Consider the following 13920-nt stretch of genomic DNA (forward strand, 5'->3'; position numbering starts at 1 on the left):
GCAGCCTCGCCCACCGCGACCCAGAAGCCGGTGCCGAAGCCCGCCGCGAAGCCCACGACGGCCGCGCCGGCGGCACCTCCCCCGGCACCGGCCCCGGCGGCCGGGTCGACGAGCTCGCAGGTCATCGCGGGCACGGCGATCTCGATGCGGTACGGCACGGTGCAGGTCGCGGTCACCTTCACCGGTGCTGCGATCACGGCGGTGCAGACCCTGCAGGCGCCCAGCGGCGGCGAGTCGTCCCAGATCAACGCCTACGCCACCCCGATCCTGGCGCAGGAGGCCGTCGCGGCGGGCTCCGCGGCGATCGACACCGTGTCCGGGGCCACCTTCACCTCGCAGGCCTACAAGAAGTCGCTGCAGTCGGCCATCGACCAGCACGGCTGACATGCGACGCGTCGAGGAGGTCATGGGTCTGCCGATCTCGGTGGACGTCCGGGACGAGGACCACGGACAGGTCGACGCCGCGCTCGACGCCGCCTTCGCGGTGCTGCGCGCGGCCGACGAACGGTTCAGCCCCTACCGGCCCGACAGCGAGCTGAACCGGCTGCGACGCGCCGAGCTGACCGAGGACCAGGCATCCGACCAGATGCGCGAGGTGCTGGCCATCGCCGCCCAGGCGCACGACGACTCCGGCGGTGTGTTCGACGTGCACACACCCGACGGGCTGCTCGACACCGACGGTGTGGTCAAGGGCTGGGCGGCCCAGTGCGCCGCCGACGTCCTGGTCGCGGCGGGGCTGACGCGCTTCTGCCTCAACGCCGGCGGCGACGTCGTGCTGCGGGGCGAGCCCGAGCCCGGGAGGCCCTGGGACGTGGCGGTCCGCGACCCTCGGGACCCGAAGGCCGTCCTCGCCGTGCTGGGCGTGCGCGACGGGGCCGTCGCCACGTCGGGCACCTACGAGCGCGGGCAGCACGTCTGGGACGGCAGGACCGGCTCCGTCGACCTGCCATTGGTCGCGGCCACCGTCGTCGCCGCCGATCTCACGGTGGCCGACGTGCTCGCCACGACCGTGCTCGCGATGGGCACCGACGGGGTGGACTGGGCGCTGCGGCACGGCGCCGCGACAGTCATCGTCGTGACCACGGACGGACAGATCCTCGCGGGCACCCCGCAGGGTTGATCCGCGGCGCCAGACGGCGCGGACACACCGGCACGGCCCGGGACAGACCCGCCCCTCGCGGGTCCGGACCGCTCAGCGCGGGTCCGGACCGCTCAGCGCGGGGCCGGCAGCTCCAGCGTGAGCTGCGCACCGCGCTCGCGGTCGTCGCGCGCGCCCGCCGTGACCCGCCCGTGGTACTTGCCGGCGATCTCGGCGACCAGGGCCAGGCCCAGTCCGTAGTGCTTGCGCCCGTCGCGCCCCGTCCCGCCCGATGCGAACCGCTCGAACACCTGGGCGCCCTCGGCGATCCCGGGGCCGTCGTCGATCACCCGCACCCGCACCACGGCGCCGTCCCGGACCACGTCGACCACGACGGCCTGCTCCGCGTGCTCGATCGCGTTGTCGACCAGTGCCGTCACCGCCCGGCGCACCGGCGACAACGAGGCGACCGCCACCGCGCTGCGGTCCCCCGTGCAGTGCAGTGTGCGGCGCCGGGAGGCCGCCACCGCCGACGCCGCGTCCACCACCGCCCGCGCCGTCGCCGCCACGTCCACCGGTTCGGGTCGCACCTCACGGTCGTCGGCGGCGAGCAGCAGGTCGTCGAACAGCCCGGCCAACGCGTTGGCGTCGCCGTACAGGCCACGGACGTCGTCGCGCACCGCCGTCGGCAGGTCCGGCACCTGGGTGTCCAGGTGCCGCCCGAGCAGCTGGACCCGGGTCGACAGCAGCGTGAGCGGTGTGCGCAGCTCATGGCTGGCATCCGCGACGAACCGGCGCTGCCGAGCCAGGGAGTCCGCGAGCGGCCGCACCGCGCGGCGCCCGAGCCACGCACCGGCCACCCCGGCGAGCACGACGCCCACGGCACCGGCGAGCAGCACCGCGGACGCGATCCGCTCGCTGATCTCCCGGTTCTGGGTCGGGTCTACCGCCACCTGGACCACCCGGTCGTCCCGGGCGACCGTGAGCACCGCCACCCGACCGAACGGGGTGCTCACGACGCTCTGCACCTCACCCCCCTCGGTCTGGGCCGCGGCCAGGGCAGTGGTGTCGGGCAGGCCGTCGGGCAGGTCGCTGCTCGACTGCTGCGCCCCGTGGCCGCGGTCCCGGTCCACGACGGTGACCCACAGGTCGGACGAGGCGTCGTGCACGTCGTCGATCGAGCGCGCGGCCTGCTGCCGTCGGCTGTCCGCCTCGGCGTTGAGCGCATGGCGGGCACCGAGCAGCGCGACCAGCGCCACCCCGAGCACTGCCGCGAGCACGACCGCCGCGCTGAGCACCCCGAGACGGAACGAGGCGTGGGCCAGCTCGACCTGCTCCGGCGTCCGTGGCGCTCGGCCCCGGACGCCCGGCGAGGTCACCGCTCGCCCAGTCGGTAGCCGACGCCGCGCACCGTCGCGACGACCTCTCGGCCGAGCTTGCGCCGCAGGTAGTAGACGTAGGTGTCGACCACGCCGATGTCCTCCGCGTCGGCGAACACCAGGTCGAGCAGCTGCTCGCGGCCGAACACCTGGGACGGGTGCCGAGCGAGGGTCTCGAGCAGGTCGCTCTCGCGTTCGGACAAGGCCACCCGACCACCGGCGTCGCACACCACCTCGTGGGTGCCCGGGTCGAGCAGCCCACCGGGCACGGGGACCTGGTCGGACTCCTCGTGGTGCCGACGCACGAGGGCGCGCAGCCGGGCCAGCAGCTCGTCCAGGTCGAACGGCTTGGCCAGGTAGTCCTCCGCCCCGGCGTCCAGCCCCTCGACCCGGTCGGCCGGGTTGCCCAGCGCCGACAGCACGAGCACCGGGGTGTAGACGCCCCGGGCACGCCACCGCGCGAGCACGTCAAGTCCCTCGAGCGCGGGCAGGCCACGGTCGAGCACCACGACGTCGTAGCTGCGGGACAAACCGAGGTGCAGCCCCCGCTGCCCGTCCCGGGCCGCCTCGACGTCGAAGCCCTCACCTGTGAGCAGATCCGTGAGCATCGCGGAGAGCTGCGGGTCGTCCTCGACGAGAAGCAGCCGACGGCGTGCGACCGGGCTGGTCACGACCCACCCGCGCATCTGGTCACCAGCCGAGACTAGTCCGCGCCGCCCACCCGGCGCGGGACGTCACCGCAGGTCGACGAGGAGACCCACCGCGATCGTGGCCATCACGCCGGCGATCACCACGTCGAGCACGCGCCATGCGGCCGGGCGGGCGAAGAGCGGTCCGGCGAGCCGCGCCCCGAAGCCCAGGCCGGAGAACCACAGGATGCTCGCGCAGCAGGCACCGAGGGCGAACCACCACCGGCCGGCCCCGTAGCCCGCCGAGACCGAGCCGAGCAGCACGACCGTGTCGAGGTACACGTGCGGGTTGAGCCACGTGAGGGCGAGCGTCGTGCCGAGCACCCGCCCGGCGGGCACCGGCGGCCCACCGGTCTGCGCGGCCAGCCCGGTCGGCCTGATCGCGCGACGCAGCGCGAGCCCGCCGTACACGAGGAGCACGGCGGCGCCGAGCACCGAGACCACCGCGAGCACCGCGGCGTTCGCCGAGACGAGAGCACCGACGCCCGCCGTGCCGACCGCGATGAGCACCAGGTCGGACCCGGTGCACACCGCCACCACGAGCCCGATGTGCTCACGGCGCAGCCCCTGCCGCAGGACGAACGCGTTCTGCGCTCCGATCGCGACGATCAGCCCGAACCCGAAACCCAGCCCCGACCAGATCGCATGCACCTAGCGCCCGTCCTCCTCGTCCGCCCGAGGTTCGGGCGCGTCCGGGATCCTGCCACCGGCCGGGCCGCCCGCGACGGCGCCGACCAGGGTGTGGGCACGCCGACGCACCCTGACCGCGGCCGGCGCCGGGCCGGTGACCCACACCGCCACCGCGACCAGGACCGCGACCAGGGCGACGGTGACCGAGGTCGCGACCATCGGTGCGGTCGCCGCCGTGAGGAACGCACGCACGACGGCCCCCGGCACGCTCGCGGGCGCCTGCGACACCGCGACGGCTCGGGCCACCGCGACGCCGACGGCCAGCACGGCCATCGCCACGACCTCACCGACGGCCGCCACCGCCACGGCCCTCCGACGACGCACCGCGACCAGCACGCCGCCGACGACGAACGCCAACCCGATCGGTGCGAGCCAGGCACCGGTCATGAGCACCAGCTCGTAACCGAGCCGCAGGCTCGGCAGCTGCTGCACCGTGGCGACCTCCACCTGTCGGTCGATGTCCGGCACGCGCGCCGCCAGCGCGAAGCCCTGGGCGACGAGGCGGTCACGCACCGCCGCCACGATCGGACGCAGCTGGACGGTCAACGTGCCGTCGTTCGACCCCACGACCACCGCACCCGGATCGCCTGCCAAGGTCGCGGTCGCCTGGGTGTGGGTGGCCCGCAGCGCCTCGCGCCAGACGGCAGCGAACGCATCCGAGTCGATGAAGGCCTCGGTGCGCGAACGCATCAGGCCGTCGATCGCCTGCACCGCCGTAGGGCGCAGCGCCTCGAGCGCGGCCGTCGTGCGCGGCCCCGCACCCAGCTGCACCAGACCGTCGACCAGGTCGTTGGTGAGCTGGTCGATGTCGACGGCCTGGTCCACCGCTGCCACGACCTGGTCGGTGAGGAAGGCCTGGACCGCGGGGTCGTCCGCGAGCGGGGCATACGTCGCCACGAAGCGGTCGGTGTCCGTGAGCGTCGACCTCGCCCAGGCGCTCACGACGGCGAACGGGGACACCAGCAGCCCGATCACGACGAGCGCGACCGCGACCGCGGTCCGCCCACGGTGACGGACGGGGCCCGTCGCGGACCCGCGGTCCGCCGCCGGGTCGTTCGGCGCTGTCGGGCTCATCTCGCCTCCGTCCGCACCACCCGGCGCGGGCGGGCGGGTGCCGGCCCAGGATTGCACGACGCGACAGCCTCCGCCGCCTGGTGACCAGGCCCGACGCACCTGCTCCGGTAGGATGGCCGTGGTGTGCCGGGAAGTCTGGTCGGCCGTCACGATGCCGTCCGGGTCGCGACGCTCGCTCCTGTGAGGACCCCGATGAACGTCACGACCCGTCTGTCCGCCGCCACCCGCCTGCGGCTGGCGCTCACCCGCGAGACCACCGGCGGGGCGCTGCTGCTCGGTGCCGCCGTCCTGGGTCTGCTCGCCGCGAACTCCCCCGCGGCTGACGCCTTCGAGAGGCTGCGCCAGGCCCCGGTGGGCCCACCAGGGCTGCACCTGTCCGTGTCGACGTGGGCCACCGAGGGGCTGCTGGCCGTCTTCTTCTTCGTCGTCGGTGTCGAGCTGGTGCGCGAGCTCGTCGTGGGCAACCTGCGCGACCCCCGTCGTGCCGCGGTCCCCGTCCTGGCCGCCGTCGGGGGGATGGCCGTGCCCGCGGCGTTGTACGTGCTCATGCTCGCGTGGGCCGGGGACCTGTCCGCCGTGCACGGCTGGGCCATCCCGACCGCCACCGACATCGCCTTCGCGCTCGCCGTCCTGGCGGTGGTGGGCCGCGGGCTTCCGGTGGGGGTGCGCACCTTCCTCCTCACGCTCGCGGTGGTCGACGACCTGCTCGGCATCATCGTCATCGCGGTCTTCTACGCGACGTCGCTGCACGTGCTGCCGCTCGTCGCGGCCCTTCTCGGGGTGGCGCTGTTCGCGCTGCTGTCCCGGTCACGCGCTGGGCGTTGGTTCACCCTCGTCCCGGTCGCCGTGGCCACCTGGGTCGCGCTGCACGAGTCCGGCGTGCAGCCGGCGGTCGCGGGGGCGCTGCTCGGGCTGGCCGTTCCTGCACGCCCGGTGCTCGGGGAACGGCACTCGCGCGCCCACCGGTACGAGGAGCTCGTCCGGCCGTGGTCGGTCGGCATCGCGCTGCCCGTGTTCGCCTTCTTCGCCGCGGGCGTCGCGCTCGGGGACCAGGGCGGCTCGGTGCTCGTCGACCCGGTGTTCGTCGCCGTCGTGGTGGGACTCGTGCTGGGCAAGCCGCTCGGCGTCATGCTCGTCACCACCGTGCTCACCCGGACGACCCGGCTGCGACTGCCTTCGGGGGTAGGGCTGCGCGACCTGGCGCCGATCGGTCTGCTCACGGGTGTCGGGTTCACGGTCTCGCTGCTCATCACGCAGCTGTCGTTCGCCGACGGCCCCCAGGTCGCGGCGGGCAAGATCGGTGTGCTCGCCGGCTCGGTGCTGGCCGCCCTCGGCGCCTCGGTGGGGCTGCGGCTACGGGTTCAGCGGGTGCGACGCACCAGGACGGCCGCCGCATCGTCCGGGTCGACCAGCACGGGTGCACCCGCTGCTCCTGCACCCGGGACGACGAGCTCCACCGCACCGGAGGCCACCACCTCGAGCTCGGCGCCCGGGGCGACCAGCACCGAGGCCAGCCGCCCGAGCCGCGAGGCGTCCTCGTCCGAGACGCGCACCACCCGGTAGCGCCCGGCGGGGGCGAGCGAGAGCCGCTCGACCGGGGGCAGCGGCGGCAACGAGCCGTCGGCCGCCGGGATCGGGTCGCCGTGCGGGTCATGCCGGGGCTGGCCGAGAAGCGCGTCGACCCGTTCGACGAGCAGGTCGCTCGCGGCGTGCTCGAGTCGTTCGGCGTCGTCGTGCACCTCGCCCCAGTCGTAGCCGAGCGAGGTCACCAGGAAGGTCTCGAGCAGCCGGTGCCGGCGCACCATCGCCAGCGCGTGCACCGTGCCCTGCGCGGTGAGGCGCACCGGTCGGTACGGCTCGTACTCGACGAGACCCTGCGCCGCGAGCCGGCGCACCGTGTCCGAGACGCTGGCCTGCGTGGTGCCGAACCGCGCTGCCAACCCCTTCGTGGTGATCGGCGCGCCGCCCCACTCGGTGGCCGACCAGATCACCTTGAGGTAGTCCTGCGCGACCGCGCTGATCTGCTCGACTCCCACGCTCGCCACCCTAGGGTGCGAGCACCGTGAGCACGACGAGCGCCACGTTGAGCGCGACGACCAGGCTCACGGCCGTCCAGGACAGCACCCGCAGCAGCGGGCGTGCCGCGTGCTCCCCCATGACGGAGCGGTCGCCGTTGAGCCGCACGAGCGGCACGAGAGCGAACGGGATGCCCAACGACAGCAGCACCTGGCTGAGCACGAGCGCCCAGGTCGGGTCGACCCCGAGCCCCAGCACCACGAGCGCGGGGACCAGCGTGACGACACGGCGCACCAGCAGCGGGACGCGCACGTGCAGCAGCCCGGCCATGATCGTGGCCCCCGCGTAGGCACCGACGGAGGTCGAGGCGAGCCCGGAGGCGAGCAGCCCGATGGCGAAGGCCGTGCCGATGACGGGGCCGAGCGCACCGGTGATCGCCGCATGCGCCCCGTCGATCGTGTCGGTCCCCGACTGCCCGGACAGCGCCGAGGCCGCGAGCAGCAGCATCGCGATGTTCACCGTGCCGGCCAGCCCCAACGAGCCGACGACGTCCCAGCGGGTGGCCCGCAGCAGCCTGCCGAGCGGCTCGGCCCGGTCGGCTCCACCGAACCTGTCCCGCACGAGCGAGGAGTGCACGTAGATCGCGTGCGGCATCACCGTCGCCCCGAGCATCCCGGCGGCCAGCAGCACGGAGTCCGGCCCGGCGAACCCGGGCACCAGCCCGCCCGCGGCGCCGGCCCAGTCGACGGGTGCGACCGTGAGCCCGGCGAGGAACCCGACCGCGATGACGACCAGCAGCCCGATCACCACACCCTCGAACGGCCGCTGGCCGCGCCGGGACTGCACGAGCAGCAGACCGATCGAGACCGCGCCGACGATGAGCCCGCCGACGACGAGCGGCAGGCCGAACAGCAGCCGCAGCGCGATCGCGCCGCCGACCACCTCGGCCAGGTCGGTCGCGGCGGCGACCAGCTCGGCCTGGGCCCAGTACGCGAGCCGGGGGCCGCGACGCATCCGGTCGCCGAGCACCTGCGGCAGGCTGCGCCCGGTGACCAGGCCCAGCCGGGCGGACAGGTACTGGACGAGCACGGCGATCGTGTTGGCGACGACAAGCACCCAGACGAGCAGGTACCCGTAGCGGGCACCCGCGGTGACGTTGGCGGCGACGTTGCCCGGGTCGACGTAGGCCACGGCGGCGACGAACGCGGGGCCGAGCAGCCACGGGAGCGAACGGCGCGGGCGGGCGCCCGTTCCGGTCCGAGGACGTTCGAGATCGGTCGCCACGAGTTAAGTCAACCAAACATATGGCGCACGCGCTGGGGTTCCGGGAGCCGAGCCCGCGGCCGCACCACCTCGGCCCCGCGCCACCACGATCCCGCGCCGGCACTCACCGCACGCCGAGCGCCGCCAGCCCGGCTGCCAGCTTGAGCTCGGTCTCCTGCCACTCCCGCACTGGGTCGGACAGGATCGTGATCCCGCCACCGGTGCCCAGGCTGGCGGCGCCGGGACGCACCTCGATGCTGCGGATCACCACCGCGAGGTCGGCCGAGCCGTCGGACGAGAACCGCCCCCAGATCCCCGAGTAGGCCCCGCGCGGTCCCTGCTCGAGCCCGGCAAGCAGCGTCATGGCCGAGCGCTTCGGCGCCCCCGTCATCGACCCGGCCGGAAACAGGGCCAGCGCGGCGTCGAGCGCGTCAGTGACCAGCTGCGACTCGACGGTGCTCACGAGCTGGTGCACGTGCGGGTGGCTGTGCACCGCCCACAGCTCGCTCACCTGCACCGACCCGAGGGCCGAGACCTCGTGCAGGTCGTTGCGGCACAGGTCGACGATCATCACGTTCTCCGCCCGCTCCTTCTCGTCGGACGCGAGCTCGACCGCCAGGGCGCGGTCACGCACCGGGTCCACGTGCCGCGGACGGGTGCCCTTGATCGGCGAGGTGCGCGCCCACCCGGCCGTGTCGACCGCGAGGTACGTCTCGGGCGAGGCGCTGAGCAACCAGCGATCCCCGAACCGCAGCGCACCGGCGTGCGGGGCCGGGCTGGCGCGCACCAGCCGCCCGGCAACGGCGAGCGGGTCGAAGCCGGCGGGCAGCTCGACGTCGATCGTCCTCGTCAGGCACAGCTGGTAGGCATCGCCGCGGGTGATCGCCTGCAGGCACTCGTCGATCGCTTCCAGGTAGTCAGATCTCCCCAGCCGCCGGCGGGCCGGGCCGACAACCGGCACCGACAGGTCCGGACCTGGCGCACCGCCACGCAGCCGGGTCGCCGCGCTCGCGAGCCAGCCGGTTGCGTCAGCGGCAGCTGCGTCGACGACGAGCGTGAGCGCCCCGGACGTGGTGTCGATCAGCACCCCGCGGTCGACCAGGGCGAACGCGGCCGTCGGCCCGTCCGGTGCGGCGAACGGCACGCCGAGCGCGCGGGCCCCTGCCTCGTAGCCGAGCTGCCCCCACCAGCCGAGCAGCGGTGAGTCGCACGTGCTCGTGGCCAGCCGGGCGCGCAGCATGGCGGCGAACCCGTCGAGCCCGCCGCCCTGGTCGGTACCTCGCCCGTCGCGCACCCGGTCGTCGGCGTCCAGCGTGACCACGTCCCGCGCGTCGGCGACCAGTCCGACGAAGCCGGTGCCGCCCGGTCCGCGCGGGGCCGACCACACCATCGCGGCGCCGTCGTCGAGCCGCCGGATCACCGTCTCGGGCGGCACCGGGTGCGTGAGCCGTCGGCTCAGCACGCTCTGCGGTCGTGTGCGCGCGGGGCGACGAGCAGCCACGAGCCTCCTTGTCCTGGACCGGTCCGGCGCAGTGCGGACCGGTCGTGGGCGTGCCCGCACGGTCGCGAGCCTGCTGCAGATCGTCGCCTGTCAGCCGCCTGCGGACCACCTCGCCCTCACCCGGACGGATGCGGACGGTGTCCGCAAGAGTGGCTACGCTGGTGGCAGCCCGCGCACGCAGAGGTGCGCGGCCCGGACCGGCCAGCAGCCGGAACAGGAGCTCTCATGCGCGCAGTCGTCGTCTCCGCCACCGACACCTACTCCCTCCAGGAGGTGCCCGACCCCACCCTGGCCGCCCCCACCGACGCGATCGTGCGGGTGCGCGCCACGACCGTCTGCGGCAGCGACGTGCACCTCATCGCCGGCCACATGGTGCCGGTCCCGCCCGAGGGGTTCCCGCTCGGGCACGAGTTCGTCGGCGAGGTCGTCCAGGTCGGCGCGGCCGTGCTCAACCTGTCCCCCGGCGACCGCGTGGTGGCGCCCGCGGCCCCCTGGTGCGGCACCTGTGCCCGCTGCCGCGCGGGTCAGACCCAGCTCTGCCTGCGCGGCGGCATCTTCGGTGCCGGCCCGGCGTTCGGCGGGCTCGGCGGTGCCCAGGCCGAGCTGGTCCGGGTGCCGTGGGCCGACACCTGCCTGTCGACGATCCCTGAGAACGTGAGCGACGTCCAGGCCCTCGCGGTCGGCGACATCCTGTCCACCGGCTGGTCGGCCGTGAAGCAGGCCGTCACCGCGCCCGGGCAGACCCTCGTCGTGTTCGGTGCCGGCCCGGTGGGGCTCTCGGCCGTGCACACCGCACGCCTCTACGGCGTCCGCGAGGTCATCGCCGTCGACACGGTGGCCGACCGCCTCGAGCTCGCCAAGACCCTCGGCGCCGACCACGTCATCGACCCGTCGGCCCAGGACGTCGCGGCGGTCGTCGCTTCGCTCACCGGGGGTGCGGGTGCCGAGGCCGTCGTCGACGCCGCCGGTGTGCCCGCGACCATCGCCTCGTGGATCCAGGTCGGCGCCGTGGGTGCGCACGTCGCGATGGTGGGCATCCCGGCCGGACCGGTCGAGATGGTGCTCGGCGCGCTGCAGATGAAGAACATCTCGCTGTGGAGCGGTCTGGGCGACCTGTGCCACATGGACATGCTGCTCGCGATGATCGCCGCCGGCCGGCTCGACCCGTCGCCGATCTTCACCGAGCAGGTCGCGTTCGACCAGATCGAGGGCGCCATCGGGCAGTTCGTCGCCCGCAAGCCCGGGCTGGTCAAGCAGCTCGTCACGGTGGGCTGAGCGCGGGCATCCCTAGACTCCTGCGATGGACCTCTCGGCCGAGCGCCGCGGCACGCTGCCGTGGGGAACCCTGGACCGCGACACGATCGTCGCCGCGGCGCTCGAGCTGGCCCGCACCGACGGGCTGGACGGGGTGTCCATCCGCAAGGTCGCCGACGCGGTCGGGTCGTCCCGGATGGCCCTCTACCGGCACGTGCACGACAAGCAGGAGCTGCTCGACCTGGTGGCCGACGAGATCTCCCGGCTCAGTGCCGACCTCCCCGTGGACGAGGACGCCCCCTGGGAGGTCCGGCTGCGGGCGATCGCGACCAGCATGCGCGTGCATCTCAAGGAGAACCCGGCGTTCGCCGAGTTCATCGTGGTCCACTCGGCGAACGGTCCCGGCGGCGTGCGGATGGCCGAGCTCATCACGCGAGCCGTCGTCGCCACCGGACTGCCCCCCGACCGGGTGGCCCATCACTGCCTGGTGTTCAGCGACATCGTGCTCGGCAGGATCCACCGCGAGCTCGCCGGGGACCCGACGGCGGCCGCCCGCAACGCCCGGCTGCTCGAGGCCGCCCAGCACGTGCCGGAGGCGACGGCAGTGCGCCGGCACGACAGCGAGCTGCGCCAGGTGCACGCCGATGCCGTGTTCGAGGCGGAGGTGGACATGGTGATCGCCGCGATCTCGGCCGAGTCCGCTCGCGCACGGACGGCCTGAGCGATCGGCCGGGGCCCGGAGCCGCAGAGGGCCAGGAACCGACCAGGGCCGCAGACGACGAAGCCCCGGCGAGAGATGCTCTCGCCGGGGCTCTCTGTCGGGCTGACAGGATTTGAACCTGCGACCCCGTGACCCCCAGTCACGTGCGCTACCAAGCTGCGCCACAGCCCGTCGTGCCGGGTGACCGGCACGGGCAGACACTCTACCGTCCCGCGGGCACCACTTCCGCATCCCGTCCAGGCCGAGCCGCACCCGTGTCGTGCGAGGCCCGCCCACGGCCGCCGGCAGCTCCCTCGCACCCACGCGCGGCCGGGCCCCGACAGCACCCCGGACGAGGTCCGGTCAGCCGGTGACGACCGGCTGACCGGCCTGGGCCCACGCGGTGATGCCGCCCTTGAGGTCCTGCACGTGGGTGAACCCGGCGTCCTTCATCGCAGCCGTCGCGACCGACGACCGGTTCCCGGACCGGCAGTACACGGCGTAGGTCGCCGACGTGTCGAGGTCCGCGATCGTCGTGCCGAAGTCCGGCTGCTCGACGTCGATGTTGACCGCGCCGGCGAGGTGGCCCGAGTCGAACTCGGCGGGCGTCCGCACGTCGAGGACGACCACCCCGTCGGTCGCCACCAGCGTCGCGAAGTCGTCCACCCCGAGGGTCGACCCCTTCGCGCCGGAGCTCGACCCGCACGCGGCGAGCAGCAGGAGTCCGGCCACGAGCACCACGAGAGCACCACCACGACGTCGCATCATGGCGGTCACCATATACCCCCCTGGGTATCCCCGGGGGTCGGATCAGCGGCGCCGCTTCTCCCGCACCCGGACGCTGATCTCGATCGGCGACCCGGTGAAGCCGAAGGTCTCGCGCAGCTTGCGCTCGATGAACCGGCGGTACCCCGCCTCGAGGAACCCGGTCGCGAAGATGACGAACCGCGGCGGACGCGTCGAGGCCTGGGTCGCGAACAGGATCCGAGGCTGCTTGCCGCCCCGCAGCGGGTGCGGGTGCGCCGCCACCAGTTCGCCGAGGAAGGCGTTGAGCCGTCCGGTGGAGATCCGCTGGTCCCACGACTCGAGCGCCGTGGTGAGCGCGGGCACCAGCCGGTCGGTGTGCCACCCCGTCTTGGCCGAGACGTTGACCCGCGGCGCCCACTGCACCTGGACGAGGTCGAGCTCGATCTCGCGCTCCAGGAACGGGCGGCGGTCCTCGTCCATGAGGTCCCACTTGTTGTACGCGATCACCAGGGCACGCCCGGCCTCGACCACCTGGGTGATGACCCGGGTGTCCTGCTCGGTGAGCGGGGCGGAGGCGTCCACGAGGACCACCGCCACCTCCGCCTTCTCGATGGCCGCCTGGGTGCGCAGCGAGGCGTAGAAGTCGGCACCGGAGGTCTGGTGCACCCGACGCCGGATCCCCGCGGTGTCGACGAACACCCAGGGCTGGTCGCGCAGCACGACGAGCTCGTCGACCGGGTCGCGCGTCGTCCCGGCCGTGGGGTCGACCACCACCCGCTCGGAGCCGACGAGCTTGTTGAGCATCGAGGACTTGCCCACGTTCGGCCGCCCGACGAGGGCCACCCGTCGCGGGCCGTCCGGCAGCGCGGTGCCACGTGCGGAGACCGCGGGCAGCACCCGCATGGCCGCGTCGAGCAGATCGCCCACACCGCGCCCGTGCAGCGCCGAGATCGCGTGCGGCTCCCCCAGGCCCAGACCCCACAGCGTCGCGGCATCGGCCTCGGTGCCCGGGCCGTCGACCTTGTTGGCCGCCAGCACGACGGGCTTGCCGGCGCGCCGCAGCATGCGCACCACCTGCTCGTCGGTGTCCGTGGTGCCCACCGTCGCGTCCACGACGAGCAGCACCGCGTCCGCGAGCTCGACCGCGACCTCGGCCTGCTGGGCGACGCGCGCGTCGAGCCCGGCCACGTCGACCTCCCAGCCGCCGGTGTCGACCACCGTGAAGTCCCGGCCGGACCACTCCGCGGGGTAGCTCACGCGGTCCCGGGTCACGCCCGGGGTGTCCTGCACGACGGCCTCACGCCGGCCCAGGATGCGGTTGACCAGGGTCGACTTGCCCACGTTCGGGCGCCCGACGATGGCCAGCACGGGCTTGACCGGTGCGGGTCCTGCGGCGCCGGGTTCACCCAGCTCACCGCCGAGCAGCGCACGGTCCTCGTCCTCGAGCTCGTACTCCGCGAGGCCGGCCAGCAGCGCGCGTTCACGCGCCTCGTCGTCGGGTCCGGGGGGCGGCAGGGTGTCGGTCACCG

The 13920-nt window shown here is 74.2% G+C and carries 14 protein-coding genes, 1 tRNA gene and 1 pseudogene; 5 read left to right on the forward strand and 11 right to left on the reverse strand.

The features are described 5' to 3' along the window. Nucleotides 1–197, reverse strand: a 197-nt coding sequence (locus tag F2B26_RS17135; RefSeq protein WP_201292541.1) for a hypothetical protein, incomplete at its 3' end; no start/stop codon positions are given. 4 nt (nt 198–201) lie between these two features. On the opposite strand from F2B26_RS17135, the gene F2B26_RS17140 reads away from it, so the two are divergent. Next, nucleotides 202–384 carry an FMN-binding protein gene (locus tag F2B26_RS17140; protein ID WP_235929408.1) on the forward strand — a complete coding sequence of 61 codons (183 nt, stop codon included), beginning with the start codon at nt 202–204 and terminating at the stop codon, nt 382–384. Nucleotide 385: 1 nt separating this feature from the next. Then, nucleotides 386–1120, forward strand: coding sequence for an FAD:protein FMN transferase (locus F2B26_RS00390; RefSeq protein ID WP_235929409.1), 735 nt, complete (start codon nt 386–388; stop codon nt 1118–1120). Nucleotides 1121–1212: 92 nt separating this feature from the next. Here the strand turns inward: F2B26_RS00390 and F2B26_RS00395 are convergent, their stop codons facing one another. The 4 genes from F2B26_RS00395 to F2B26_RS00410 all read right to left on the reverse strand — a co-directional run bounded on the left by F2B26_RS00395 (nt 1213) and on the right by F2B26_RS00410 (nt 4910). After that, nucleotides 1213–2376 (reverse strand): sensor histidine kinase, encoded by a 1164-nt coding sequence (locus tag F2B26_RS00395; protein ID WP_159805247.1) that lies wholly within the window; start codon nt 2374–2376, stop codon nt 1213–1215. 77 nt (nt 2377–2453) lie between these two features. After that, nucleotides 2454–3143, reverse strand: a complete 690-nt coding sequence (locus F2B26_RS00400) for a response regulator transcription factor (RefSeq protein ID WP_201292534.1) — start codon at nt 3141–3143, stop codon at nt 2454–2456. Between the two features lie 48 nt (nt 3144–3191). Then, a complete protein-coding gene (locus F2B26_RS00405; protein ID WP_159805249.1) occupies nt 3192–3797 on the reverse strand; it encodes a LysE/ArgO family amino acid transporter in 606 nt (201 codons plus the stop codon). Then, nucleotides 3798–4910: a hypothetical protein gene (locus F2B26_RS00410; protein WP_159805251.1), complete on the reverse strand. Its 1113-nt coding sequence runs from the start codon at nt 4908–4910 to the stop codon at nt 3798–3800. It abuts the gene before it with no gap. 192 nt (nt 4911–5102) lie between these two features. Here F2B26_RS00410 and nhaA point away from each other — a divergent pair. Further along, a pseudogene (nhaA, locus tag F2B26_RS00415) lies at nt 5103–6242 on the forward strand (Na+/H+ antiporter NhaA); the annotation flags it as partial. Between the two features lie 29 nt (nt 6243–6271). On the opposite strand, the gene F2B26_RS00420 reads toward nhaA, so the two are convergent. The 3 genes from F2B26_RS00420 to F2B26_RS00430 form a co-directional block, all read right to left on the reverse strand. After that, nucleotides 6272–6946, reverse strand: coding sequence for a metal-dependent transcriptional regulator (locus F2B26_RS00420; RefSeq protein WP_159805255.1), 675 nt, complete (start codon nt 6944–6946; stop codon nt 6272–6274). A 10-nt stretch (nt 6947–6956) separates the two neighbouring features. Beyond that, nucleotides 6957–8210 (reverse strand): Nramp family divalent metal transporter, encoded by a 1254-nt coding sequence (locus tag F2B26_RS00425; protein ID WP_159805257.1) that lies wholly within the window; start codon nt 8208–8210, stop codon nt 6957–6959. 103 nt (nt 8211–8313) lie between these two features. Then, nucleotides 8314–9690 carry an anthranilate synthase component I family protein gene (locus tag F2B26_RS00430; RefSeq protein WP_235929410.1) on the reverse strand — a complete coding sequence of 459 codons (1377 nt, stop codon included), beginning with the start codon at nt 9688–9690 and terminating at the stop codon, nt 8314–8316. Between the two features lie 225 nt (nt 9691–9915). Here F2B26_RS00430 and F2B26_RS00435 point away from each other — a divergent pair, with 225 nt between their 5' ends. Together F2B26_RS00435 and F2B26_RS00440 are read left to right on the forward strand one after the other, a co-directional pair. Then, on the forward strand, nt 9916–10965 hold the full coding sequence (locus tag F2B26_RS00435) for a zinc-dependent alcohol dehydrogenase (RefSeq protein ID WP_159805259.1): 1050 nt from the start codon (nt 9916–9918) through the stop codon (nt 10963–10965). Between the two features lie 25 nt (nt 10966–10990). After that, a complete protein-coding gene (locus tag F2B26_RS00440; protein WP_159805261.1) occupies nt 10991–11665 on the forward strand; it encodes a TetR/AcrR family transcriptional regulator in 675 nt (224 codons plus the stop codon). A 97-nt stretch (nt 11666–11762) separates the two neighbouring features. Here the strand turns inward: F2B26_RS00440 and F2B26_RS00445 are convergent. The 3 genes from F2B26_RS00445 to der all read right to left on the reverse strand — a co-directional run bounded on the left by F2B26_RS00445 (nt 11763) and on the right by der (nt 13918). Continuing rightward, nucleotides 11763–11836: transfer RNA gene (locus F2B26_RS00445), tRNA-Pro, on the reverse strand. Between the two features lie 171 nt (nt 11837–12007). Further along, complete coding sequence (locus tag F2B26_RS00450) at nt 12008–12412, reverse strand: rhodanese-like domain-containing protein (protein WP_235929411.1); 405 nt, start codon at nt 12410–12412, stop codon at nt 12008–12010. A gap of 42 nt (nt 12413–12454) precedes the next feature. Beyond that, a complete protein-coding gene (gene der, locus F2B26_RS00455) occupies nt 12455–13918 on the reverse strand; it encodes a ribosome biogenesis GTPase Der (protein WP_159805263.1) in 1464 nt (487 codons plus the stop codon). Nucleotides 13919–13920: the final 2 nt, after the last annotated feature.

The sequence above is a fragment of the Cellulomonas citrea genome (assembly GCF_009829685.1).
Taxonomy (GTDB): domain Bacteria; phylum Actinomycetota; class Actinomycetes; order Actinomycetales; family Cellulomonadaceae; genus Cellulomonas; species Cellulomonas citrea.